Source organism: Methylobacterium oryzae (assembly GCF_036441375.1).
GTDB classification, from domain to species: Bacteria; Pseudomonadota; Alphaproteobacteria; order Rhizobiales; family Beijerinckiaceae; genus Methylobacterium; species Methylobacterium oryzae_A.
On the sequence record NZ_MLCA01000001.1, the window covers coordinates 1,521,020 to 1,545,229 of the forward strand.

Annotated in this window: 16 protein-coding genes and 1 tRNA gene; 6 read left to right on the forward strand and 11 right to left on the reverse strand. The window is 72.3% G+C overall.

The window, feature by feature from the left end; all coding sequences use genetic code 11:
• Positions 1 to 108: 108 nt before the first annotated feature.
• Positions 109 to 1,368 (reverse strand): efflux RND transporter periplasmic adaptor subunit, encoded by a 1,260-nt coding sequence (locus MOTC310_RS07240; protein ID WP_331301296.1) that lies wholly within the window; start codon positions 1,366 to 1,368, stop codon positions 109 to 111.
• An 88-nt stretch (positions 1,369 to 1,456) separates the two neighbouring features.
• On the opposite strand from MOTC310_RS07240, the gene MOTC310_RS07245 reads away from it, so the two are divergent.
• Positions 1,457 to 2,056, forward strand: coding sequence for a TetR/AcrR family transcriptional regulator (locus MOTC310_RS07245; protein WP_331290806.1), 600 nt, complete (start codon positions 1,457 to 1,459; stop codon positions 2,054 to 2,056).
• Between the two features lie 7 nt (positions 2,057 to 2,063).
• Here MOTC310_RS07245 and MOTC310_RS07250 read toward each other — a convergent pair whose 3' ends face one another.
• Entirely contained in the window at positions 2,064 to 4,553 is a 2,490-nt protein-coding gene (locus tag MOTC310_RS07250; protein ID WP_331301297.1) for a PAS domain-containing protein, read from the reverse strand.
• 375 nt (positions 4,554 to 4,928) lie between these two features.
• On the opposite strand from MOTC310_RS07250, the gene MOTC310_RS07255 reads away from it, so the two are divergent.
• Positions 4,929 to 7,937, forward strand: coding sequence for a PAS domain S-box protein (locus MOTC310_RS07255; RefSeq protein WP_331301298.1), 3,009 nt, complete (start codon positions 4,929 to 4,931; stop codon positions 7,935 to 7,937).
• A gap of 9 nt (positions 7,938 to 7,946) precedes the next feature.
• Here MOTC310_RS07255 and MOTC310_RS07260 read toward each other — a convergent pair whose 3' ends face one another.
• The 4 genes from MOTC310_RS07260 to MOTC310_RS07275 all read right to left on the reverse strand — a co-directional run bounded on the left by MOTC310_RS07260 (position 7,947) and on the right by MOTC310_RS07275 (position 10,341).
• Positions 7,947 to 8,489, reverse strand: a complete 543-nt coding sequence (locus MOTC310_RS07260; RefSeq protein ID WP_331301478.1) for a hypothetical protein — start codon at positions 8,487 to 8,489, stop codon at positions 7,947 to 7,949.
• Positions 8,490 to 8,985: 496 nt separating this feature from the next.
• Positions 8,986 to 9,060 (reverse strand) — tRNA-Gly (locus MOTC310_RS07265).
• Between the two features lie 107 nt (positions 9,061 to 9,167).
• Entirely contained in the window at positions 9,168 to 9,632 is a 465-nt protein-coding gene (locus tag MOTC310_RS07270; protein WP_331301299.1) for an NUDIX domain-containing protein, read from the reverse strand.
• Between the two features lie 13 nt (positions 9,633 to 9,645).
• Entirely contained in the window at positions 9,646 to 10,341 is a 696-nt protein-coding gene (locus MOTC310_RS07275; protein ID WP_331290811.1) for a fumarylacetoacetate hydrolase family protein, read from the reverse strand.
• A gap of 137 nt (positions 10,342 to 10,478) precedes the next feature.
• Here MOTC310_RS07275 and MOTC310_RS07280 point away from each other — a divergent pair, with 137 nt between their 5' ends.
• From MOTC310_RS07280 to MOTC310_RS07290, 3 genes are all read left to right on the forward strand, one after another.
• Positions 10,479 to 11,924 carry an FAD-binding oxidoreductase gene (locus MOTC310_RS07280; RefSeq protein WP_331301300.1) on the forward strand — a complete coding sequence of 482 codons (1,446 nt, stop codon included), beginning with the start codon at positions 10,479 to 10,481 and terminating at the stop codon, positions 11,922 to 11,924.
• A 257-nt stretch (positions 11,925 to 12,181) separates the two neighbouring features.
• A complete protein-coding gene (locus MOTC310_RS07285; RefSeq protein WP_012320003.1) occupies positions 12,182 to 12,475 on the forward strand; it encodes a DUF2218 domain-containing protein in 294 nt (97 codons plus the stop codon).
• A gap of 147 nt (positions 12,476 to 12,622) precedes the next feature.
• Complete coding sequence (locus MOTC310_RS07290) at positions 12,623 to 14,215, forward strand: ABC transporter substrate-binding protein (protein ID WP_331301301.1); 1,593 nt, start codon at positions 12,623 to 12,625, stop codon at positions 14,213 to 14,215.
• A 16-nt stretch (positions 14,216 to 14,231) separates the two neighbouring features.
• On the opposite strand, the gene putA is transcribed toward MOTC310_RS07290, so the two are convergent.
• Both putA and MOTC310_RS07300 read right to left on the reverse strand, forming a co-directional pair.
• Positions 14,232 to 17,912, reverse strand: coding sequence for a trifunctional transcriptional regulator/proline dehydrogenase/L-glutamate gamma-semialdehyde dehydrogenase (putA, locus tag MOTC310_RS07295; RefSeq protein ID WP_331301302.1), 3,681 nt, complete (start codon positions 17,910 to 17,912; stop codon positions 14,232 to 14,234).
• 100 nt (positions 17,913 to 18,012) lie between these two features.
• Positions 18,013 to 18,768 (reverse strand): hypothetical protein, encoded by a 756-nt coding sequence (locus MOTC310_RS07300; RefSeq protein WP_331301303.1) that lies wholly within the window; start codon positions 18,766 to 18,768, stop codon positions 18,013 to 18,015.
• A 200-nt stretch (positions 18,769 to 18,968) separates the two neighbouring features.
• Here MOTC310_RS07300 and MOTC310_RS07305 point away from each other — a divergent pair, with 200 nt between their 5' ends.
• Positions 18,969 to 20,015: a saccharopine dehydrogenase family protein gene (locus MOTC310_RS07305; protein WP_331301304.1), complete on the forward strand. Its 1,047-nt coding sequence runs from the start codon at positions 18,969 to 18,971 to the stop codon at positions 20,013 to 20,015.
• Between the two features lie 39 nt (positions 20,016 to 20,054).
• On the opposite strand, the gene MOTC310_RS07310 is transcribed toward MOTC310_RS07305, so the two are convergent.
• From MOTC310_RS07310 to MOTC310_RS07320, 3 genes are all read right to left on the reverse strand, one after another.
• Positions 20,055 to 21,578 (reverse strand): UxaA family hydrolase, encoded by a 1,524-nt coding sequence (locus MOTC310_RS07310; protein WP_331290817.1) that lies wholly within the window; start codon positions 21,576 to 21,578, stop codon positions 20,055 to 20,057.
• A gap of 49 nt (positions 21,579 to 21,627) precedes the next feature.
• Complete coding sequence (locus MOTC310_RS07315; protein ID WP_331290818.1) at positions 21,628 to 22,938, reverse strand: MFS transporter; 1,311 nt, start codon at positions 22,936 to 22,938, stop codon at positions 21,628 to 21,630.
• Between the two features lie 107 nt (positions 22,939 to 23,045).
• Positions 23,046 to 24,116 carry a malate/lactate/ureidoglycolate dehydrogenase gene (locus tag MOTC310_RS07320; protein WP_331301305.1) on the reverse strand — a complete coding sequence of 357 codons (1,071 nt, stop codon included), beginning with the start codon at positions 24,114 to 24,116 and terminating at the stop codon, positions 23,046 to 23,048.
• Positions 24,117 to 24,210: the final 94 nt, after the last annotated feature.

Below are 24,210 nucleotides of genomic sequence, written 5' to 3' on the forward strand. Positions count from 1 at the left end.
CCCTCCGAGGGCGTGAGGCAGGGGCATCCGGGCGGCCGCGTGCGGCCGCCGTCGCCATCGCGTCGGAAACGTGAGTGGGGGAAGCGGACCGCGCCCGAGCGCCGGCCGTCAGCGCTGGGCGAGCTTGCGCGTCCCGGACGCGCTATCCTGCGGCCGCGCGCCCATCGCCACGGGTTCGGGGCGCAGGAGCGTGCCGGGCCGGACGCGCTGCAGACCGTTGACCACGATGCGCTCGCCGCCCGACAGGCCGGAGGTCACGACGCGCAGGCCGTCGACGAACCTGCCGAGCGTGACGGCGCGGAACTCCGCCCGGTTGTCCGCACCCACCGTGAGAACGAACTTCTTGTCCTGATCGGTGCCGACGGCCCGCTCGTCGACGAGGACGAGACGTTCCGGGGCGGCCTGACCGAGGCGCATCCGGGCGAACTGGCCCGGGATCAGGCGGCCGTCGCCGTTCGAGAAGGTCGCGCGCACCCGGACCGTGCCGCTGCGCGTGTCGACCTTGTTGTCGATGAACTGGAGATGTCCGCTGGCCCGCGCGCCGTCGGCGGTCGCCATCTCAACGGGAATGCGGTCGAGCTTGCCGCGTCGGCCGCCCGGCTCGGCGACCGAGGCCAGCGCCTTCAGGACCACGCCCTCGTCTGCGTCGAAGCTGGCGTAAACCGGATCGACCGAGACGAGCGTGGTCAGCACGGCGGCGCCCGCGCCGGTCGCCACGAGGTTGCCCGGGGTGATCTCGCGGCGGCCGACGCGGCCGCTGACGGCGGCCCGGACCTGCGTGTAACCGAGGTTCAGGCGCGCCGCCTCCAGCGCCGCTTTCGCCGCGTCGAGACTCGCTTTGGCCTCCTTGAACGCGTTGGCGCGGACGTCGAGGTCGCGCGCCGTGACGATATGCTGATCCGACAGCTTCTGCCCGCGCTCGAGGTCGCTCGCCGTCATGCCGACCCGCGCCTCGGCACCCGCGACCTGGGCCTCCAGCCTCCGGACCTCGGCCGCGTAGGGCGCGGGGTCGATGGTCACCAGCAGGTCCCCGGCCTTGACCGGCTCGCCCTCGGCGAAATGCGTGGCCAGGATCGCGCCGCCCACCCGGGCCCGTACGTCGATGCGGTCCACGGCCTCAAGACGTCCCGAGAACTCGTCCCAGAGGATGACGTCGCGCGGCTCGACGGTCGCGACCGGTGCCGGCATCGCCACTTCGGCCTGGGGCGTCGCGGCGACGGCCACGGTTCCCTGAAGCGGAGAGCCGGGTATGAGGGCGTAGGACGCGCCTGCCAGGAGCGCGACGGCGAAGCCCCCGGCGGCGACGCGCCGGATCGGGAGAGGATAACGAGAGGGATGACGCTGAGGATCCACGAGCGACTCCAACATCTGTATAGGTCGCTACACATGTCGGCGTGGACGCGGGGCGTCAAGTGACTTATCTACCACTCGATATAAAAGTTGGAGCCCGCAGGCAATGGTGATGGGGCGGCCCCGGTCCTTCGACACGGACAAGGCCCTCGACGAGGCGATGGAGGTGTTCTGGCGTCACGGCTACGACGGCGCGAGCCTCGCCATGTTGACGAAGGCGATGGGCATCAAGCCGCCGAGCCTCTACGCGGCCTTCGGCAGCAAGGAGGGTTTGCTCAAGGCCGCCCTCGACCGCTACGCGCAGCGGCGATCCGAGCACATGCGCTTCGTCCTGGCCGGAGCCACCGCGCACGACGTGGCCGAGCGCTTCCTGAGCAGCATCGCCGAGAGCCATACCGACCCGGCCAATCCGCCCGGCTGCCTCCTGGTCCAGGGCGGACTCGCCTGCGGCGCGGGTTCGGAGAACATCCCGTTCGAGCTGGCGGCCCGCCGGGCACAGACCGAGACCGAGCTCCGCGAGCGCTTCATCCGGGCCCGTCAGGACGGCGACCTGCCGGCCGACGCCGATCCGGCCGCCCTGGCGCGGTTCCTGTCGACCGTCGCCTCGGGCATGGGCGTGCTGGCGTCGTCGGGAGCCGACCGGGAAGCGCTGCGGGAGGTGGCGCGCGTCTCGCTGCGGGCCTTCGCGAAGGGCCGGGACGCCTGACACGCGCCTACCGGGCGCGATCCAGGGTCCCGGCCCTCTCCTTCGAGCCGGATCGGCGCCGGGCCAGAACATCGCGCAGGGCCCGCGCCACCTGCTCGGCCGAGTAGGGTTTGCGCACCAGTTCGAACCCGTGCGTGTCGTCCCGGGCCAGCGCGTCGCTGTAGCCGGTGGTCAGAACGACCGGCAGCTCGGGATGGCCGGCGCGCAACCGGCGCGCGAGCTCGACGCCGCCCATTCCCGGCATCACCACGTCCGAGAAGACGGCGTCGAACCGGGACGGCGCCTTCTCCATCTCGGACAGCGCCGCCTCGGCATTGTGCGCCCAGACGGTCGCGTGGCCGAGTTCCTCCAGGAGCTGGGTGCAGAATCGCCCGACCTCGAGATTGTCCTCCACGACCAGCACGCAGAGCGCGCGCTCCTCGATCGCCTCCGCGTCCCCTGCCGCCTCGGCGACCTCCGCCGGTGGCGGTGAATCGACCTCCGGCAGGTAGAGCGTGAAAATCGCCCCGCGGCCGTCCGCGCTCGCGACCTCCACGTCGCCGCCCGATTGCTTGGCGAAGCCGATGACCTGGGAGAGGCCGAGCCCGGTTCCCTTGCCCACCGCCTTGGTGGTGAAGAAGGGCTCGAAGATCCGTCCGAGCAGGTCCGGCGCGACGCCCGGCCCCTCGTCCGCCACAGAGACGGCGGCGAAGGGTCCGGGTGCGCCGGCATGGCCGCGAATCGGAGGCAGTTCGGTGCCGCAGCTCAGCCGGAGCGTCAGCGTGCCCTCCCCGTCCATCGCGTCGCGGGCGTTCACCGCGAGGTTGACCAGCGCCGTCTCGAACTGGCTCGGATCGGCCCGCACGTGGCAGCGCGTGTTCGGAAGCTCCCTGACGATCCGGATGCGCGCGCCCGTCACGGCGTTCAGCATGTCGGCCACGCCGCTCAGCCGCGCCCCGACGTCGAACACCTCCGGTGCGAGCGGCTGGCGACGCGCGAAGGCCAGGAGCTGGCTCGTCAGCCGGGCGGCGCGGTCGACCGTGTCGGAGACCGCTTCCAGGTAACGGGTGCGGCGCTCCTCGGCGAGGTTCGGCCGGCGCAGGAACTCGACGGACGAGCGGATGATCGTCAGCAGGTTGTTGAAGTCGTGCGCGACGCCGCCGGTGAGCTGGCCCACCGCCTCCATCTGCTGGGCGTGGCGCAGCGCCTCCTCGGCGCGTGCGAGCTGCTCCTGATGACGCAGGCGCTCGGTGATGTCCTGAGCGTACTGGAAGGCGCCGATCCGGCGGCCGCGCGCATCCCGCAAGGTGGTGAATTTCAGCTCGTAATAGGGGCGCCTGCGGCCGGGATCGCCGAACGCCTCGGCCACGGTGAACTCCTCGCCCGCGAGGGCCCGCGACCAGACCGCCCGCGCGGCGGCTCGCTGCTCGGGATAGCCGGACAGGAGGTCCAGCAGATTCGCCCCAACCGAGGGGCGCAGGCCGTAGATGTCCTCGAACTCGTCGGCGTAGGCGGCGTTCACCGCGAGGAAACGGTACTCGGTATCCAGCGCGCCCACGAGCGCGTCGGTGGTCTCGAAGACGTCCGCCCAGAGCTTGCGCTGGGCGAGCGCCTCGGCGACGCGCCGCTCCAGCGTCGCGTTCATCTCGCGCAGCCCCTCTTCCGCAAGCTTGCGGTCGTGGATGTCCTCGACAACCCCGTACCAGCGGACGATGGCGCCGTCCGCGTCCCGGCGCGGCTGCGCACGGGCGCGCATCCACCGGTACGTGCCGGTCGCCGCGACACGGATGCGGTAATCGACATCCACCGGCTTACCCGAGGCGAGGCAGTGCGTGAACACCGTGACGGTCCAGGGCAGATCCTCGGGGTGCAGCGCCTTGGTCCAGCCCGATCCCTCCGGCTCGCCGGGCGCCTGTCCCGTCAGCTCGAGCCAGCGGTTCGAGTAGGAGGTGATGTTGCCTTGCGGATCGCAGGTCCAGGGCACCTGCGGGTTGAGTTCCACCGTGTGGCGGAAGTGATCCTCGCTCTCCCGCAGGCGCGCCTCGCCGAGGACGCGCCCCGTGGTCTCGGCGGTGACGCAGAACAGTCCGCTGATCGCCCCGGCCTCGTCGAGCACGGGCGAGTAGGTGAAGGACCACCAAGCCTGCTCGGACTGTCCGTTCCGCGACAGGTCGAGCATGACGTCGGTCAGGGTCTGGCTCTCGCCCGCGAGAGTCGCCGCCACCAGGGGCGCGATCTCGTCCCATATGCTGGCCCAGACCTCGCGGAAGGGTCGCCCCAGGGCGGTGGCGAGACGATATCCGAGGATCGGCCGGTACGCGTCGTTGTAGAAGCAGAGAAGGTCCGGCCCCCAGGCCAGGAACATCGCGGTCGGGCAGGACAGCATCAGGCTGAGCGCGCTGCGCAGGGCCGGCGGCCACGCGTCCGGCGGCCCGAGCGGCGTTCCCGCCCAGTCGCCGGCGCGGATCTCCGCCCCGGTCACGCCGCCGGGCGGAAGGAACCTGAACGGATCAGCCACGGCGGGCGCGGTCCGCCGGCCGGGAGCCTCCGGGCCTCGGTGCGGTGGATCCGGTCATGAGTGCGCCAGCCGCATTGGGAGCGTCCGGCCTCGGCCGGTGCTCGGCGCTCGATGAGGTTCTGCGGGCCATGCCTTCCGTGACACCTATGGTCGCGACGCTGCCGATGATGATCCCCGGCGACGCGCGATGTTCCCAGACTGGAAACGGCGCGGGCAATGGCCGCCGAGCCCCGTGCGGCGATATGGCCGCGTCGGATTCCCGTCGGATCCCGCAGGGAAATGCCGTCGGCCGCACGATTATCGACCGCGGCCATACTTTCGCCGCCCGAGATCCCCTCACACGGAACCACCCGGATCGCGCAAACCGACCTCCCGATGGATCTCTCCCGCACACGCGAGGACGAAGCGGCACGCCTGCGCGCTCTCGACCGTTACCGCCTGCTCGACACGCCGCGCGAGCAGGATTTCGACGAGATTGCGGAGGCGGCCGCCGAGCTGTGCGAGACCCCCATTGCGGTGGTCAATCTGATCGGTGACGGGCGGCAGTTCTTCAAGGCCGAGGTCGGCCTGGGCGTCCGGGAGACGCCCCTCGACACCTCGTTCTGCCGCCAAGCCATCCTGCAGGAGGACTTCCTCTACGTGCCGGACGCGGCCCGGGATCCGCGTTTCCAGGGCAACCCGCTCGTCACGGGGGAGCCGGGGCTGCGCTTCTACGCCGGTGCTCTGCTGAAGACCGACGAGGGTCATCCGATCGGCACGGTCTGCGTGCTCGACGTCAAGCCCCATCAGCTGAGCGATCGGCAGCGCGCGGGCCTGCGCCGCCTCGCCCGCCAGACGATGGCGCAGATGGAGCTGCGCCGCGCCCTGCGCGAGCAGGCCGAGCAGCGCCTGCTGCACGAGCGTATCCTCGACAGCGCCACCGACTACGCCATCGTGGCGATGGATCCCGAAGGCCGCGTGACCCGCTGGAACGCGGGTGCCGAGCGCATCCTCGGCTGGTCGGAAGCCGAGATGCTCGGTCGGGGGATCGAGGCGTTCTTCACGCCGGAGGACCGCGAGGACGGCCGGCCCGAACATGAGATGCACGTATCTCTCGAGCGGGGCAGCGCACCCGACGAGCGCTGGCACCTGCGCAAGGACGGCAGCCGCTTCTGGGCCAGCGGCGAGGTGATGCCGCTGAGATCCGAGGACGGCGCCCTCGTCGGTTTCGTCAAGATCCTGCGCGATCGCACCGGGCAGCGCGCGGCCGACGCAGCCCTGGAAGCCAGCGAGCTGCGCTACCGTTCCCTCGTCGAGGTCAGCCCACAGGTCGTCTGGTTCGCCGATGCGGAGGGCAGCGTCACCTACTGCAATGCCTACTGGTACGAGTACACGGGCCTGCCCGCGGGCGAGACCGGCGAGCGGAGCTGGATGAGCGTCATCCATCCCGATCACCGCGAGGCGACGCGGACGGCCTGGCTCGCGGCGGCCGCCGCGGGACGTCTCTACGAGGTGGAGTTTCCGCTGCGGGGCACGGACGGGCAGTACCGCTGGTTCCTGTCCCGCGCGCATCCCGTCCGCGACAAGGAGGGCGTGCGCCGGAGCTGGATCGGCACGACCATCGACATCCACGAGCGCAAGCTCGCCGAGGAGCGCTTCCAGGTCCTGACCGAGCTGGCCCCGGCGATGATCTGGTTCGGCAACCCGGACGGCAGCCTCAGCTACTTCAATGACCGTTGGTACGCCTACACCGGCCAGACGCCCGAGGAGGCGCTGCCGATGGGCTGGGACCGTCCGGTCCATCCGGACGATCTCCCGCGGTTGCTGCAGGCCTGGGAGACGGCGCGGACGCAGGAGGTCGTGTACGACACAGAGGCCCGCCTGCGTCGCCACGACGGCGCGTATCGCTGGTTCCTGATCCGGGCCGAGCCCTTGAGGGATGCGAGCGGCGCCGTGGTGGGCTGGCTCGGCAGCAACAGCGACATCCACGATCGGCGCCGCGCCGAGCTCGAGCTGCGCGAGGCCCGCGAGCAGCTGGGCTTGGCCGTCGAGGCGACCGGAACCGGGATCTTCGACTACGATCTGGTCGGCGACGTCCTGACCTGGGATGCGCGCACGCGCGCCCTGTTCGGCCTGCTGCCCGACGCACCCGTGAACTACGACGTCTTCCTGGCCGGGCTTCACCCGGACGACCGGTCCTGGGTCGACGCGGCGGTCCAGCGGGCGATCGACCCTAAGGGGCCCGGCACCTACGACATCGCCTTCCGCGTCATCGGCTTGCAGGACGGGATCGAGCGCTGGGTTGCCGCGAAGGGGCAGGCCTTCGTGGCGGGCGGGCGGACGGTGCGCTTCATCGGCACCACGCGCGACGTCACTGAGAGCCGCCGCGCCGAGAACGCTCTGCGCGAGGCCGAGGAGCGCTACCGGTTGGCGGCCCGGGCCACCAACGACGCGATCTGGGACTGGGACCTGGCGAGCGACCACATCCTCTGGAACGAGGCCGTGCAGACTCTGTTCGGCTACGCGGCCGACGCGGTCGGCGCGAGCGGCACGTGGTGGAAGGCGCAGATCCACCCCGAGGACCGGGACCGCGTGACCACCGGGATCTACGCCGTGATCGACGACAGCATCGAGCACTGGACCGAGGAGTACCGCTTTCGGAAGGCGGACGGCAGCTACGCCCATGTCTTGGACCGCGGATACGTGCTGCGCGACGCGTCCGGGCAGGCTGTGCGGATGATCGGCGCCATGCTCGACATCACCGAGCGCAAGCGGGCCGAGGAGCACCAGCGCCTGCTCACCGGCGAGTTGCAGCACCGGGTCAAGAACACGCTGGCGATGGTACAGGCGGTCGCCAACCAGACGTTCCGCAACGCCGCCGATCTCGACGCGGCCCGCGACGCCTTCTCGGCGCGCCTGATCCTGCTGGGCCGGGCGCACGACATTCTGACCCGAGCGAGCTGGACGGAGGCACCCATCGCCGACGTGGTGGACGGCGCCCTGGCCGTGCATCAGGGCGGTGCCGGGACGCGAATCCGCGTCGTCGGGCCCGGCGTCCTGCTCGCCGCCAAGCCGGCGCTCGCCCTGGCGCTGGCCCTGCACGAACTCGCCACCAACGCGGCTAAGTACGGGGCCCTCTCGACCGCGGAGGGGAGCGTCGACCTGCGCTGGCACGTCGTCCACGAGGCTGCCGAGCCGCGCTTCTGCCTGACATGGTCGGAGATGGGCGGGCCGCCGATTCTCGCGCAGCCCACGCGGAGGGGCTTCGGCTCGCGGCTGATCGAGCGCAGCTTCGCCGCCGAGGTCGGCGGCGAGGTCCGGCTCAATTATGCCCCGACCGGCCTGATCTGCCGGCTCGAGGCGCCCCTCGCCGCGATGCAGGAGGCGTCGAGCGTCGCCGCCTGACGCGCGGCCTCAGGGCCCCTCTCCGGGACGCTGGGGCCCTACGCGCCCGGGCGGCGCCGGCCGGTCGCTCTTTGCCCGCTCCTGCGGCGCTGCGTGCGGGCGTCCTTCCGCCGAAGCGATCACCAGCGCGGCGAGGAGGGCGGCGGTCGCATCCTCGGCCAAGCCCCTGCCTCGACCAGACGCCGTGCGTGAGTCGCCGCCCCGTGCCGACCGGCCGATCAGCGTGCCCGCGAGCGCGCCGGCGGCCCCGACCAGCGCTCCCGTTTCCGGCGATGCGCGCCGACCGGCCAGCGCCCAACCCCCGACAGCGCCGATAGCCAGACGGAACGCGAAGGAGGGAGGGATGCGGCGGTCGGGCGCGAACGGCATCTTGTCGCCGGCCATCTCAGCCAGCGCGGCCGCAGTTGCCCCCGCCCGCGCGCCGATGCCGGCGGGGATCGGCGCGCGGCGCGTGCGCCCCAGGGCGGCGGCCCAGGTCAGGGCGGCGCAGGCCGACATGCTCCGCATCCCCGCGACGAATCCGATGCCGAAAGAGGTCGCATAAGCCTGCATGCTGTCCGTCCGCGAAATCTCCGTGCGAGGGCAAGGCGGCAGGGGCAGCCGGTGTTCCGAGCCTGCGGCAGGCCGCACCGCCGCCGAAACCGCGCCCGGTACCAGGGCCGCCCCGCCGACGCGCGCGGCGGCGCTTCCAGCCTGCGGCCGCGCAAGCAAGTATTTCCGGGAGAGCGTGGCCGTGAGCGCCGTGAATTTCGTCGGACGCCGCGTTCGCGTTCGGGCGGAGCGTCGTGATCGTGCCACCGCGGCGATCGTCGCCACGGCGTCGCGGCCCCGCGTTCCCGGCTTGCCGACAGCATCACCCGGCGGATTGAGGACAGTCCCGACGACCGTCTCGGCCGAGACGCCGCCCGCGGGGAGATGGGTTCGGAGCTTCACGGCCACGTCGGCCGTGCCCGTCACGCCACGCCCAAGCGCGCGGGTCGAGAACGACCAGAAACGACAAAGGCCGCAGAGCTGCGGCCTTATACGTCGTTCGTATGGTTGGGAAAACTGGAGCGGGCGAAGGGATTCGAACCCTCGACCCCAACCTTGGCAAGGTTGTGCTCTACCCCTGAGCTACACCCGCTCACTGTGCCGCGCCGCCCGGACTTTCGTGCCGACGGCCCCCGGCGCGGCTCTCTAAACACCATTCCGCCGGGCGACGCAAGCGCCCTTTTCGCGAAGCGTGACGATTTACCAGTTCGGCTCCGGCGGGAGGCCGTCGCGGATCTCGCGGAGACGGGCGCGGGTCCCCCGCGTGGTGCCCTCGGGAAGCGCGTCCACCGGGAAGAAGGCGCATTCGGCGACCTCCCGGTCCGGCGCCTTTGGGCGCAGGACCGTGAAGGCCGGCAGGACGAACACGGCGACGTGGTCTCGTGGCGCGGCGGCGACGTTCCGATAGAGGCCGTGCAGCCGCGGCGCCCCCTCGGCGACGATCTCCGCCTCCTCGCGAAATTCCCGCACCATCGCGTCGCGCGCGGTCTCCCCGCGCTCGACGCCGCCGCCGGGCAGGTGCCAGCCGCTGACGTAGGTGTGGCGCACCAGGGCGACGCGGCCCGCCCCGTCGAGGGCGACCCCGCGCACGCCGAGAGTCATGCCCCGGGACGCGAGCGCCCCGAGATGGAACAGGCGCCGCAGGAGCGGCCGGTCGAGAAGCATGCGGCTGCGCGGCTCAGACGACGTCGAGGGTGATCGCGCCGAGCCCGGCGATCGCCGCGACCATGCGCTGGCCGCGCTGGACCGGACCGACGCCGGAGGGCGTGCCGGTGAAGATGAGGTCGCCCGGCTGCAGGGCAAAGTAGCCCGACAGGTAGGCGATCTGCTCGGCGACGGACCAGATCATGTCGGCGAGGTCCCCCTTCTGACGGGTCTCGCCGTCGACCGACAGGGTGATCGCGCCCTTCGCCGGGTGGCCGATGACGGAGACCGGGTGGAGCGCGCCGATCGGCCCCGACCCGTCTGCCGCCTTAGCGGTGTCCCAGGGCCGCGACATCTTCTTGGCCTCGTCCTGGACGTCACGCCGGGTCATGTCGAGGCCGATCGCGTAGCCGTAGACGTGCTCGAGGGCGGTCTCGGCCGGGATGTCGCTGCCGCCGCTGGCGAGGGCCGCCACCATCTCCACCTCGAAATGGTAGTTGGCGGTCTTCGGCGGGTAGGTATGGGGGGTGGGTTCCGAGCCCACGATCTGCAGGGCGTCGGCGGGCTTCATGAAGAAGAAGGGCGGCTCCCGGTCCGGGTCGGCGCCCATCTCGCGGGCATGGGCGGCGTAGTTGCGCCCGACGCAGTAGACGCGTCGCACGGGGAAGAGGTCGCCGCTGCCGATGATGGGAAGCGCGATGCGGGGCGGGTTCTGGATGACGGAGAGCATCTCTGCCTCTGCGATGGATCGGCTGGTTCGCCGAGCGCGACGACGCCCGGCCCCTACATCATCGTTGTAAGGTCCACATCGGCGCGCGCCATACCGGCGCTTGCGTCCGGCCTCCGCTGGCATACAGAATCATCCCGATGACGCCGACCGCCGCCCTCGACACCCTGCTGATCGCCCTCCGGGACGGGCTCGGCGCGCGGCACGTGCTGACGGACCCGGACGCCCTGGCGCCTTACCTGACGGAGAGCCGCCGTCTGTTCAACGGGTCGGCCCTGGCCGTGCTGCGACCCGGAAACACCGAGGAGGTCGCCTTCGCGGTCCGCGCCTGCACGCAGGCCGGGGTCGCCGTGGTGCCGCTCGGCGGCAATACCGGCCTCACCGGCGCCGGTGTGCCGCGCGGCGGCGTCGTGCTGTCCCTGGAGCGCATGAACCGCCTGCGCGCGGTCGATCCGGTGGACGCCACCATCACGGTGGAGGCCGGGATGATCCTTCAGGACGTGCAGGAGGCGGCCGAGGCCGCCGGGATGCTGTTCCCGCTCTCCTACGCGTCGCGCGGCTCCGCGCGGATCGGCGGCGGCGTCAGCACCAATGCCGGAGGGATCGCGGTCCTGGCCTACGGCAACGCCCGCGACCTCGTCCTGGGGCTGGAGGTCGTGCTCGCCGACGGGCGGGTCTGGAACGGGCTGAGGGCCCTGCGCAAGGACAATGCCGGCTACGACCTGAAGCAGCTCTTCATCGGCTCGGAGGGCACGCTGGGCATCGTCACCGCGGCGGTGCTGAAGCTGTTCCCGCGCCCGCGCTCGACGAGCGTCGCCTTCGTGGCGCTCGACTCGGCCAAGGCGGCCCTGGATCTGTTCGTCTTCCTGCGGACGCGGATGGACCGCGACCTCACGGCCTTCGAGTACCTGCCGCCCTTCGCCCTGGAGATCGTCCTGCGCCACGTCCCGGGGACGGTGCGGCCGCTGGGCGGCGCGCACGGCGCCTACGCGCTGATCGAGGTCGCGTCTGCCCGGCCGGACGCCGACACGCGGGCCGAGCTGGAAGCCGCCCTCGCGCAGGCCCTGGAGGACGGGCTGATCGCCGACGCCACGATCGGGACCAGCGGGGCCCAGAACGCCGCGCTGTGGCGCCTGCGCGAGGGCGTTCCGGAGGCGCAGACCCGCGAAGGCGCGTCGATCAAGCACGACGTGTCGGTGCCCCTCTCCCGCCTGCCCGAGTTCCTGGAGCGGGCGGGCGCCGCCTGCCTCGCCGAGATGCCGGGCCTGCGGCCCTGCGGCTTCGGCCATTTCGGCGACGGCAACATCCATTTCAACCTGTCGCAGCCACCCGGCATGCCGGCGGCGGATTTCCTGGCCGCCTGGGGCCGGTTCAACCGGATCGTTCACGACCTCGTGCACGCGCTGGGGGGCTCCATCGCCGCCGAGCACGGCGTCGGCCTGATCAAGCGCGAGGAGCTCGCGCGCTACGGCGACCCGGTCGGGCTCGACCTGATGCGGCGCCTCAAGGCCGCCCTCGATCCCGAGGATCTGCTCAACCCCGGCAAGGTCATCGTTCGGACCGACGGCGGGGCACCGACGGACTGAGGAAATTTGTGCAGCGCGCCATAATTCGGCGCGGAGACGGGTGCAGGACAGCAACGTCGCGCCGCCAACCGCCGGGGTGGCCCGGCGCGTTAAGCGGCTGCTAACGCTTCGGACAGACCTTGAGCGCAGACGGCGGAGACGGGTCCGTCGGCGCCAGGCATGGCAATTGCTCTGCGGCTTCCCTATCTCGCAGGTGCGAGATCGACGACGAACCGTCACCGACGGGCTGTTTTCACATCCATCTGGAGACCGACGGAATGCCCACCTCTCAGGCCCGCGTGCAGACCACCGAGGCGAGCCGCTACCTGCAGCAGCTCTGCCGGCACTGGAGCCACAAGTTCAAGGTCGAGGCGACCCCCGTTCACGGCACCGTGCCCTTCGGCGAGGACCGCGTCTGCACCTTCGATGCCGAGCCCGACGCCCTGGTGATGCGCATCGACAGCTCCGACCCGGTGAACCTGACTCGGCTGGAGAACGTCGTGGCCGACCACCTCGCCCGCTTCGCCTTCCGCGAGAGCCTCGGCGATATCCGCTGGTCGCGCGCCGCCTGAGGCCGCGCAGCGCGAACACGTCGGGCCCGTCCGGCCCCGGGCCGGGGCGGGCTCTCTGATCCCGATCGAAGCGCGGCGGTGGCGCACCACTTGCTCGCGAACCCGGCTTGCGGCCAGATCGGACGCCGCCGTGACCGGGATCGATTCATGAAGCGACGCACCCTGCTGACCGGCGCCGGAGCCCTGATGGCCGGGGCTCTCGCCCGGCCGGCCCTGGTCCGGGCGGCCTCCGCGACGACCCTGCGGTTCGTCCCCTACGCGGACCTCGCGCTCCTCGACCCGATCATCACCACCAATTATGTCACGCGCACCCACGCGCTGATGGTGTTCGACACACTCTACAGCCTCGACTCCGCCTACCGGGCCCAGCCGCAGATGATCGCGGGCCACGAGGTCGCGTCCGACGGCCTCACGTGGCGGCTGACCCTGCGAAACGGGCTGCGTTTCCACGACGGGACGCCGGTCCTCGGACGCGACGTGGTGGCGAGCCTCAAGCGCTGGTCGCAGCGCGACGCTTATGGCGGGGCCCTGTTCGAGACGGTGCACGAACTCTCGGCCCCCACCGACACGGCGGTGCAGTTCCGCCTGAAACGGCCCTTCCCGCTCCTACCGGACGCCCTGGCCAAGCCGACCTCCTACGTCCCGGTGATCATGCCGGAGCGCCTGAGCGCCACGCCGGCGACGCAGCCCGTGCCGGAAATCGTCGGCAGCGGCCCGTACCGCTTTGACGCCGCCGAGCGTGTTCCGGGCTCCCTCAACGTCTACCGCCGCTTCGAGGCCTACCGGCCCCGCCCGGACGGCACGCCGAGCTTCACGGCCGGACCGCGGATCGCCCATTTCGACCGCGTCGAGTGGCGTACGATCCCCGACGGCGCGACCGCGGCCGGCGCCCTGCGCTCGGGCGAGATCGACTGGTGGGAGCAGCCCCTCGTGGATCTCGTACCGGACCTGATCCGACAGCCCGCCGTGCGGGTGGACCTGGTGGAGACCGCCGGGCTGATCGGCCAGATCCGGCTCAACCACACCCTGCCGCCCTTCGACAATCCCGCGATCAGCCGGGCGCTGCTCGCGGCCGTCGACCAGACCGAGATGATGGACGCCGTCGCGGGCAGCGACCCGGCGATCCGGCGCGGCCCCGTCGGCATCTTCACCGCCGGCGGACCGATGGCCTCGTCGGCCGGGATGGAGGCACTCACCGCCCCGCGCGACCTCGCTGGCGCGAAGCGGGGGCTGGCGGAGGCGGGCTACAAGGGCGAGCGCGTCGTGCTGCTCTCCGGAACCGACGTGCCGCGGATCAACGCGATCTGCGAGGTTATGGCCGATGCCTGCCGCAAGATCGGGATGAACCTCGACGTCGTCGCGACCGACTGGGGGACGGTCAATCAGCGGATCCTGAACGCCAAACCCCTGGACCAGGGCGGATGGTCGATGTTCGGCATCTTCTCCGGCGGGCTCGACCACCTCTCGCCGGCCTACCATCTGGCCGCACGCGGGAACGGCCGGGCCGGCGTGCCGAGCTGGCTGACGGACGCACCCCTGGAGGAGCTGCGCGGCGCGTGGTTCGACGCGCCGGACCTCGGCGCCCAGAAGGCCCTGGCGGCGCGGATCCAAGCGCGGGCGCTGGAGGTCGGCGCCTATCTTCCCTGCGGCCAGTATTTCCAGCCGACCGCCTACCGGCGCGACCTCGAAGGCATGCTGACCGGGCTGCCGCTGTTCTGGAACCTGCGCCGGTCGGCCTGACCGGGCGGCCGCAGGCTTACCCGAAGCTCATCAGGCTGGCATTGCCGCCGGCCGCGGCGGTGTTGATCGTCGTGGAGACCTCCTCCACCAGGCCGGCAGGATCGTAGAGGTCGCCGGCCGCCAGCGCCTCCGGGCAGCGGGCCTGGATCGGCACGATCGCGCCCTCGCGGGCCGCGACGGCCCTGTTCAGCGCCAGCAGGTCGTCGGCGTCGCCCGCGAACAGGACGCCGGCGATAGCGCCCGCGCGCCCGAGATCCGGCGCCCGGGCACTTCGCGCCGCGCACGCTTCCGGCAGATCGTCCAGGACCGGATCGCGCCCGGCCGGCCCGACGACGACGGCCGCGTTGCCCGTTCCCAGGATCGCGCCGAGCTGGAGCAGGAGCGCCGTCTCGGTCGCCGCGACGGCCGCGACGCGCCCGCGGGGTCGCAGCGCGTACAGGTTGCGCTCACCGACGGGACCGGCCAGCGCGATCGCGGCGCGGCCGGGATAGCGGACGGCTTCGAGCCTGTCCGCGAGGTCGTGCCGGTGCTGCGAGCGCAGCCACGCCGTGTAGGGGCGCAGAGCCGAATCGTCGGCGGGCAACCCGTCGCGGGCGGCGACGGGCGATCGCCGCATCAGACGGCCGAGGGCCAGCGGGCCGCCGGCCTTCGGGCCGGTCCCCGACAGCCCGGAGCCGCCGAAGGGCTGCACGCCGACCACCGCCCCGATGATGTTGCGGTTCACGTATCGGTTGCCGGCCCGCACGCGGCCGAGGACGTGGTCGATGGTCTCGTCGATCCGGCTGTGCAGGCCGAAGGTGAGCCCGTAACCGGTCGCGTCGATCGCCGTCAGGAGCGCATCGAGGGCGTCGCGGCGGTAGCGGAGCACGTGCAGCACCGGCCCGAACACCTCTTGCTCGACATCGGCGACGGCCCCGATCTCGATCAGCGTCGGCGGCACGAAGGTCCCGGTGCCGGCCTCGGTTGGAAGGGGCAGCTGCTCCACGGGGAAGCCCCGCGCGCGCATCCGCGCCACGTGCTCGTGGATCCGGTCGGCCGCCCCGGCGGTGATGACCGGCCCGACATCGACGTCGAGCTTCCGCGGGTCGCCCACCTGCAGCTCCCGCAGGGCGCCCTTCAGCATGTGCAACGTCCGGTCGGCGACCTCCTCCTGGAGGCACAGGATCCGCAGCGCCGAGCAGCGCTGGCCGGCGGAGTCGAAGGCCGAGGCGATCACGTCGGCCACCACCTGCTCGGCGAGTGCGGAGGAATCGACCACGAGCGCGTTCTGGCCGCCGGTCTCGGCCACGAACGGCACCGGCTCGCCGAAGCGGTTCAGCCGCTCCGCCAGCGCGCGCTGGATGCCCTTGGCCACCGCCGTCGAGCCGGTGAACATCACGCCCTGCACGCGCGGATCCTCGACCAGGGCAGCGCCGACCCGGCCGTCGCCCGGCAGGAGGTGCAGCGCCTCGGCCGGGATCCCGGCCGCGTGCAGCACGCGGACCGCCGCGGCGGCGATCAGCGGCGTCTCCTCCGCGGGCTTCGCCAGGACCGTGTTGCCCGCAGCCAGGGCGGCCGCGACCTGCCCGACGAAGATCGCCAGCGGGAAATTCCACGGCGCGATGCAGGCGACCGGACCGAGCGGTGCTTGCGCGTCCCGGAGAGTCCGCTCCGCCTCGGCGGCGGCGTAGCGGAGGAAGTCGACGGCCTCGCGGATCTCCGCGACCGCGCTCGCGTATGTCTTGCCCGCCTCCCGCACGATGAGCCCGATCAGCCGCGGCATCTGCGCCTCGAAGGCGTCGGCGGCCCGCCGCAGGCAGGCGGCGCGCGCGACCGCCGGCGTTGCCGCCCAGGCAGCCGCCTCCGCCCGCGCCACGGCATCCGCGACGGCGACGGCCGTCGCCGCCCTGCAGAAGCCGACGACATCCCGGTGGTCGGCGGGATTGCGCACGGGTGTGCCGTCCGCCGCGTCGCCCGCGCCGGACGGCACCGCCCGCCACGCGGTGCGGCCGCTCACCGTCAGACCCTCCGCCAGCCTGGCAAGGGCGGCCTCGTCGGCGAGGTCGAGACCGGCCGCGCTCGCGCGGTCCGGACCGTAGAGGTCCCGCGGGGCCGCGATCCCTTCGTGCGGCGCGCCGGGATCCGGCATGGACTCGACGGCGAAGACGGGGTCGGTGACCAGGGCCGCCACCGGGACATCCTCGTCGGCGACCCGGTTGACGAAGGAGGTGTTGGCGCCGTTCTCCAGCAGCCGCCGGACCAGATAGGCGAGCAGGGTCTCGTGCGTGCCCACCGGCGCGTAGACGCGGCAGGGCCGCCGCAGGATCTCGCCGGCGACCACAGCCTCGTAGAGCGGTTCGCCCATCCCGTGCAGGCACTGGAACTCGTACTGGCCGAGCCGGAAATCCGGACCGGCCATCTCGACGATGCTCGCCAGGGTCTGGGCGTTGTGGGTGGCGAATTGCGGGAAGACCGCGTCGGGCGCCGCGAGGAGCCGCCGCGCGCAGGCGAGGTACGAGACGTCGGTGTGGACCTTCCGGGTGAAAACCGGAAAGTCCGCGAGACCGTCCACCTGCGCCCGCTTGATCTCGCTGTCCCAGTAGGCGCCCTTGACGAGGCGCACCATCAGCCGCCGCCGGCAGCGGCGGGCGAGATCGATCAGAACGTCGATGACGAACGGGCAGCGCCTTCCGTAGGCCTGGACCACGAAGCCGAGACCGTCCCAGCCGGCGAGATCGGGATCGGCGGCGAGCCGCTCCAGGATGTCGAGCGACAGGTCGAGCCGATCGGCCTCCTCGGCGTCGATGTTGAGGCCGATGCCGTAGCCTCTGGCGAGCCGGGCGAGATCCTGCACGCGCGGATAGAGTTCGGCGAGGACCCGGTCGCGCTGCGAGCGGACATAGCGGGGATGGAGCGCCGACAGCTTGATCGAGATGCCGGGCCCGAGGAGCACGCCGCGCCCGGCCGATGTCGCGCCGATCGCCGCGATCGCGTCCGCGTAGGCGCGCCGGTAGCGTTCGGCATCCTCGGCGGTCACGGCGGCCTCGCCGAGCATGTCGTACGAGTAGGTGAAGCCCTTCGCCTCGAGCCGCGCGGCATTCCGCAGGGCCTCGGCGATGGTCCGCCCCGCGACGAACTGCTCGCCCATCATTCGCATGGCGAGATCGACGCCGGTGCGGATCACCGGCTCTCCGCCGCGGGCGATCAGCCGGGTGAGCGCGGCGGACAGGCCGGCCTCGTCACGGGTCGCCGCCAGCTTGCCGGTCACGAGCAGCGCCCAGGTCGCCGCGTTGACGAAGGGCGACGGGCTGTGCCCGAGATGGGCCGACCAGTCGCCGCCCGCGATCTTGTCGCGGATCAGCGCGTCCCGCGTCGGCGCGTCGGGCACGCGCAGCAGCGCCTCGGCGAGGCACATCAGCGCCACGCCCTCCTGGCTCGACAGCGCGTATTCGTGGATCAGCCCCTCGATGCCGCCGCGGCGGCCCTGGCGCCGCAGGGTCTCGACGAGGCGCCGCGCGTCCGCGGCGACGCGCCGACCGGCCTCGGGCGACAGGCGCGCCTGTTCGACGAGCGGCGCCACGCAGGCGGCTTCCGGCCGTCGGCAGGCCGCGACCACGGCCTCCCGCAGGGGCGACCGCTCCGGCAGGCCGGCCGCGAATGCGTGGAAGGGATCGCCCACCCCGGCGGCCGCATCGTCGACAACGCCGGATCCGGACATGGGCCGCCCCTCGGGTAAGGCCCGGTAGCACCGCGCCGTCGCGGCCTCAGGCTACACCGTCGGGAGTGGGCGTCGAGGCCGGAGATGCGCCGCGAGGCTGTCACCTCGCGGCCTGCGCGTGCGCGGCCTCGAGCGCGCCCGCGAGAAGGGGCTTGGCGCCCTCCCGACGCAGGGCGGCCACGGGAATCACCACCGTATCGGCGCAGGCTTGGACGACATGCGCCAGGTCGAATTGCACCGCGAGGCCGCCGGCCTTCGCGTCGAGCCACGCCATCATGGCCGGCGGCCGGCCGTCATAGGTCTCGGCGACGACCTCGCGGCACTCCTTGTCGGCGTCGTCCGCCTTCGGATCGCCCGTTCTCGGGCGGTAGCCCGCGAGGTAGAGGGCGTGCAGCGTCTTGGACGCGAGCGTCACCATCTTGGTCCCGCCAGGGCCCTCGGCCAGGGCGAGCTCTCCGGTCAGGGACGCCGGCAGCAGGGTGGTCCAATCCACCGGCGCGCCGGTGGTGAGATCGTAGACGATCGCCATCGTGTTGCTGCTCGGGTGCGGGCCGCCGCAGGACCAGCTGTCGGAGATGACGTAGCTCAGGAAGCGCGGGCCGCGCATCGGGGTGTCGACGGTCCGCTCCCAGAACCCATCCTTCCCGCCCTCGGACTTGCATTCCTGCGCCGCCTTCAGGGCGCGCGCGTCGAGGCGCTTCAGCGCCGCGTTGATCCGCCGCTCGGCCTCGGCGGCGGGCGCGGCGACCCCCGGCATGGCGGCGATGCCGGGGGCCAGGTCCGACAGCGCCTTCAGGATCACTGGCCCGTCGGCGGCCCCGGCGGGCGCGGTCAGGCTCAGGAGGACGGCGCCCAAGCTGGCGCCCCTGCGGAGGGCGCGCCTCGCACCGGGCGGGACGTTACGCTCGTACATCGTGCCTCAACTCTTGATGGCGGCCGCGGCGGGAGATTTCGGGTTGCCCGCGACGGGTCGACCGGACCGGCGCAGCCCTACGATCCGGCGCCGCTCTGCGCCGCGCGCTTTCACACGCGGGGAAGCGGTGGCAGAAACCCGGCATGACCGCGATCCTGATCTACGGCGCCACCGGCTACACCGGGCAGCTCCTGGCCGCGCACGCCGTCGGGCAGGGGCTGCGCCCGATCCTGGCGGGCCGCGATCCGGAGAAGCTGCGGCCGCTAGCGGCCCGGCTGGGCCTGGAGATGCGAGCCGCGCGCCTGGACGACGCGGCAGGCCTGCGCACCGCCCTCTCCGGCGTCGCGGCGGTGATCCACGCGGCCGGCCCGTTCTCGCGGACGGCGCGACCGATGGCCGAGGCCTGCCTCGCCGCGGGCGCGCACTACGTCGACATCACCGGCGAGATCGCGGTGCTGGAGGCGCTCGCGGCGCGGGACACGGCGGCGCGGGCGGCCGGCATCGTCCTCCTGCCCGCGGCCGGATTCGACGTGGTGCCGAGCGACTGCCTCGCCGCCCACGTGGCCGGGCGCCTGCCCGGCGCGACGCATCTGCGCATCTCCATCGGCGGGTTCGGCGGCTTCAGCCGCGGCACCGCGCGGACCATGGTGGAGGGCATTGCCTGGGGCACGCGGGTACGCCGGGACGGACGCATCGTCGAGTTGCCGAGCCCGCCCCGCGGCACCGCCGATTTCGGCGCCGGCCCGCGCCCGACCGTGGGCCTCGGCTGGGGCGACGTCTCGAGCGCGTGGTACTCGACGCGGGTCCCGAACATCGACGTCTACTTCGAGGCCTTCCCCGCCATGGCGGCGGCGGCCGGTCTGCCCGCCGGCATCAGGCGGATCATCGCGGGGGGCACCGCGCAGCGCCTGATCAACCGCGGCATCGACCGGCTGCCCGCCGGCCCCTCCGCGGCCGCGCGGGAGAAGGCCCGCAGCACTTTCCTGGCGGAGGCGTGGGACGGTACCGGTCGCCGCGCAGCGAGCCGGATGGAGACCGCCGAGGGCTACACGCTCACCGTCTGGACCGCCCTGGAGGCGGCCCGCCGCGTCGCCGCCGGCGCCGTCGCGCCCGGCTTCCACACGCCGGTCACCGCGTTCGGCCCCGACTTTATCCTGGGCTTCCCGCACGTGGTGCGGACGGACCTGTAGGTCTCCCGGCGACCGCGCGAGGCGGCGCTCCGCGGCGGATCACACCGTCGCGCCGATCTGCCAGGGGGCGAATTCCGAAGCGCCGAAATCGAACTGCTCGCTCTTCGTCCGTTCCCCGCCGGCGACCCGCAGGATCAGGTCGAAGATCCGGTGTCCGGCCTGCTCCACGCTTTCCTCGCCGTCGAGGATCGTGCCGCAATTGACGTCCATGTCCTCCTCGAGCCGCCGGTACATCGCGGAGTTCGTGGCAATCTTGATCGAGGGCGACGGCTTGCAGCCGAAGACGCTGCCGCGACCTGTCGTGAAGCAGACGAGGTTCGCCCCGCCCGCCACCTGCCCGGTGGCCGAGACCGGATCGTAGCCGGGCGTGTCCATGAACACGAAGCCCTTGGCGGTGACGGGATCGGCGTAGCGCAGCACGTCGACCAAGTTGGTGCTGCCGGCCTTCGCCATGGCGCCGAGCGACTTCTCCAAGATCGTGGTCAAGCCGCCGGCCTTGTTGCCCGGCGACGGGTTCGCGTCGATCTCGGAGCCCTCCTTGCGGGTGTACTCCTCCCACCAGTGCATCAGGTCAACGAGCCTCTGGCCGACTTCCGGGCTCACGGCGCGGCGGGTGAACAGGTGCTCGGCGCCGTAGGTCTCGGTGGTCTCCGACAGGATCACCGTGCCGCCGTTCTGAACCACGCGGTCGCTGGCGATGCCGAGCGCCGGGTTGGCCGAGACGCCGGAATACCCGTCCGAGCCGCCGCATTGCAGGGCGACGATCAGCTCGCTCGCCGGCACCGGCTCGCGGTGGATCACGTTCGCCTCGGCCAGGATGTCCTTCACGAAGTCGATGCCGGCCTCCACGGTCTTCCGGGTGCCGCCGAGGCTCTGGATGTTCATGCTGCGGATCCGGTCGCCGAGCCCCTGCTCCTCCAGGAAGGCGCCGATCTGGTTCACCTCGCAGCCGAGCCCGATCATCACGATGTGCGAGAAGTTGACGTGACGGGCGTAGCCCGCGAGCGTCCGGCGCAGGAGCCGCAGCGGCTCCCCCATCGCCATGCCGCAGCCGGTCTTGTGGGTCAGCGCCACGACGCCGTCGACATTCGGGTAGGGGGCGAGCGGGTCCAGGCCGAGGATCGGGTGCCGCCGGAACGCGTCGGCGATCAGGTCGGCGACGTGCGCGCTGCAATTCACCGAGGTGAGGATGCCGACGTAGTTGCGGGTCGCCACACGCCCGTCGGGGCGGCGGATGCCCTGGAAGGTCGCGGGCGGCTCGACGAGCCGCGTCGGCCTGGCATCGACGCCGAACGCGTAGTCCCGGGCGAACTCGCCCATCCCGAGATTGTGGACGTGGACGTGGCGGCCCGCCGCGATGTCCGCCTTGGCGAACCCGATGATCTGGCCGTACTTGGTCACCGGGTCGCCGCCGCGATGGGCCCGAACGGCGACCTTGTGGCCGGCCGGGATCCGCTCCTGCGCCGTCACGCCGTCGGCGACCGGCGTGCCCGGCTCGATGGCGCCGCGCGCCACGGCGACGCCGTCGGCCGGCCGGAGGGTGATCACGGGGTAGGTGGGCATCGGTCTCTCCTCGAATTCGGCCGGGCCGATCGCGCACGCCGCGCCGCCGTCACCGCGCCGCCTCGGGGCGCAGGGCCGGAGCGCGGGCGTCGCGGACCGGCAGCGGCGCGATCTCGCCGACCACGAACAGGTAGATGAAGGCGCCCAGCAGGCAGAACCCGCCGGCCACGATCAGGGGGATCACGAACGAGCCCTGGGTGACGGTCAGCATGACGCCCGTGAAGGTCGTCGTCACGATCCCGGCGACGTTCGACGCGAAGTTCTGGATGCCGCCGATCGAGGCCACGTGGGCCGGGGTCGGGGCCACGTCGCCGGGCAGCGCCCAGATCGACGCGGCCGTGAAGGCGAGGCTGCCGTAGGCGACCGCGAAGCAGAGGAGCGCCACGTAGACGTTCGGGGCGACGATCGACAGCGTGATGACCGACGACATCAGCATGCCGCCGACGAGGCAGGTCTTGCGAGCGGCAGTGAGGCTCCAGCCGCGGCGGTAGAGCGCGTCCGAGGCGAAGCCGCCGAGCCAGCCCGCGGGGATCGAGGCCAGGGCCGGCAGGCTGCCCAGTGTGCCGAGCTCCGCCAGCGAGAAGCCGCGCGCCTTGACCAGGTAGGTCGGGAACCACGTGATGAAGAAGTAGATCACGAAGTTCAGGCAGAAGAATCCCGCCATCATCCCCCACACCGTGCGGTAGCGGAACAGCGACAGCCACGGTACCTGCTCCTGGGCATCGGCGGCGTCGACGGTCTTCGGCCGCTCCTGCGCGGCCCGGAGCCGGGCCAGCTCCTCCGGCGAGACCTGCGGATGATCCTCCGGCTCGCGGTAGAGCCACATCCAGAACACGGCCCAGACGAAGCCCAGCACGCCGGTGACGATGAAGGATTCCCGCCAGCCGAGCGTCGCGATGACCCAGGAGACCAGGGGGATCGCGAGCGCCGAGCCCACCCGCGAGCCGCTGTCGAAGATGCTGCTGGCGAAGCTGCGCTCGCCGCGCGGAAACCACGAGGCCGCGACCTTGGCGAAGGACGGATAGGCCCCGGCCTCGCCGATGCCGAGCAGCATGCGCAGGCCGAGCAGCGACAGGAACCCCCGTCCGGCCGCGGTCAGCGCCGTGCAGGCCGACCACCAGAGCACGGCGACCACCAGCGACAGCCTCGCGCCGACCCGGTCGGCCACGTAGCCGAAGGGCAGCTGCATGATCGCGTAAGTCCAGAAGAAGCCCGACAGGATCAGCCCCATGTCGGTGGCGTCGAGACCCAGCTCCTTCGACATGGACGGCGCGGCGACGGCGAGATTGGCGCGGTCGATGTAGTTGATGGCGTTGGCGGCCATGCAGAGGCCGATCATGAGCCAGCGCAGGCGAGGCATCGCACTCTCCTCCCGTGGTCCGGGGATGGCGTCCCCGTGGCGCTGCGGCGCCCCCGTTATGCCGGGGGTCGCCGCCGAGCATGGTGCCGCGCCGGACCGCGTCCGGCTCAGTCGCGGTAGGTATTCCCGTCGAGGCCGTGCGGCCGGCCGGCCGCGAGCAGGGTCTCCCAGACGGGCTCGGGCAGCGGCACGCCCGCGGCGAGGCGCTCGGTGCGCATCCGCCGCTCCGGCTCGCCGGGCAGCAGAACTTCGGCGCCGGGCATCGGCTTGGCGCTCTTGAAGAAGTCGAGATAGGTCCGCGTCTCGGCCGCGAGCGCGTCCTCGGTGCCGAGAGCGGCCGGCGTCACGTAGATCGACAGCATGCCGTTGCAGATCCGCCGCGCCCCGGGCCCGGCCGTGCCGGATCCGGTGAGGGCGCCGGCGAGCAACTCGCACATCAGCGCGAGGCCGGAGCCCTTGTGTTCGCCGAAGGCCCGGATCGCGCCCGCGCCGCGCTGGTTGTCGCGCTCCACGCCCTCCAGCGGGCCGAACAAGGTCGCCGGGTCGGCGCTCAGGCGGCCGTCGGGCTCGATCAGCGCGCCCTCCGGGAGCGGCTTGCCGCCCCGGGAAGCGACGAGCACCTTGCCCTCGGCCACCAGCGAGGTGGCGAAGTCGAGGATGATCGGGTCCGCATCCGGGACCGGGAATCCGGCCGCGAAGGGCGCGGTCGAGAAGCGCCGCTCCACGGAGCCGAAGGGCGCCACGAGAAGGCTGCCCGCCACGTTGACGAAATGGACCGAGACGAGGCCCGCCGCCGCCGCCCGCTCGGCCCACTCGCCGATCCGGCCGAGATGCCCGGCGTGCCGGAGCGCGACGATCGCCACGCCGTTCTCCCGCGCCTTGGCGATTCCGAGATCGGTGGCGAAAGGGCCGGCCGTCTGCCCGAACCCGTAATGGGCGTCCACGAGGGCGAAGCTCGGCGCGTCGGTGACGATCTCGGGCGTGCGCCCGGCCTCGACCTCGCCGGCGCGCAGCCACTCGACGTAGCGGGTGACGCGAACGACCCCGTGGCTGTCGTGGCCCGTGAGGTTGGCGGCCACGAGGAACCGGCCGATCCGCTCGGCCTCCGGCTCGGCGCAGCCCTCGCGCACGAAGATGTCCCGCACATAGGCGGACAGCCTGTCGGCCGAAATCCGCATCCCGTCTCTCCCTCGCCGCGCTTCGGCGAGCGCGTGCGGGATTAAGCTAGCGCCCCCGGACGTGCAGGGCGAGCGCCCGGGAGTGACGGCGGAC

What these genes read in the sequence shown, in the direction of transcription:
- MOTC310_RS07240 (WP_331301296.1), bottom strand. Translation starts at nt 1,368, where the DNA reads ATGTTGGAGTCGCTCGTGGATCCTCAGCGTCATCCCTCTCGTTATCCT.
- MOTC310_RS07245 (WP_331290806.1), top strand. Translation starts at nt 1,457, where the DNA reads ATGGTGATGGGGCGGCCCCGGTCCTTCGACACGGACAAGGCCCTCGAC.
- MOTC310_RS07255 (WP_331301298.1), top strand. Translation starts at nt 4,929, where the DNA reads ATGGATCTCTCCCGCACACGCGAGGACGAAGCGGCACGCCTGCGCGCT.
- MOTC310_RS07260 (WP_331301478.1), bottom strand. Translation starts at nt 8,489, where the DNA reads ATGCAGGCTTATGCGACCTCTTTCGGCATCGGATTCGTCGCGGGGATG.
- MOTC310_RS07270 (WP_331301299.1), bottom strand. Translation starts at nt 9,632, where the DNA reads ATGCTTCTCGACCGGCCGCTCCTGCGGCGCCTGTTCCATCTCGGGGCG.
- MOTC310_RS07275 (WP_331290811.1), bottom strand. Translation starts at nt 10,341, where the DNA reads ATGCTCTCCGTCATCCAGAACCCGCCCCGCATCGCGCTTCCCATCATC.
- MOTC310_RS07280 (WP_331301300.1), top strand. Translation starts at nt 10,479, where the DNA reads ATGACGCCGACCGCCGCCCTCGACACCCTGCTGATCGCCCTCCGGGAC.
- MOTC310_RS07285 (WP_012320003.1), top strand. Translation starts at nt 12,182, where the DNA reads ATGCCCACCTCTCAGGCCCGCGTGCAGACCACCGAGGCGAGCCGCTAC.
- MOTC310_RS07290 (WP_331301301.1), top strand. Translation starts at nt 12,623, where the DNA reads ATGAAGCGACGCACCCTGCTGACCGGCGCCGGAGCCCTGATGGCCGGG.
- putA (WP_331301302.1), bottom strand. Translation starts at nt 17,912, where the DNA reads ATGTCCGGATCCGGCGTTGTCGACGATGCGGCCGCCGGGGTGGGCGAT.
- MOTC310_RS07305 (WP_331301304.1), top strand. Translation starts at nt 18,969, where the DNA reads ATGACCGCGATCCTGATCTACGGCGCCACCGGCTACACCGGGCAGCTC.
- MOTC310_RS07310 (WP_331290817.1), bottom strand. Translation starts at nt 21,578, where the DNA reads ATGCCCACCTACCCCGTGATCACCCTCCGGCCGGCCGACGGCGTCGCC.
- MOTC310_RS07315 (WP_331290818.1), bottom strand. Translation starts at nt 22,938, where the DNA reads ATGCCTCGCCTGCGCTGGCTCATGATCGGCCTCTGCATGGCCGCCAAC.
- MOTC310_RS07320 (WP_331301305.1), bottom strand. Translation starts at nt 24,116, where the DNA reads ATGCGGATTTCGGCCGACAGGCTGTCCGCCTATGTGCGGGACATCTTC.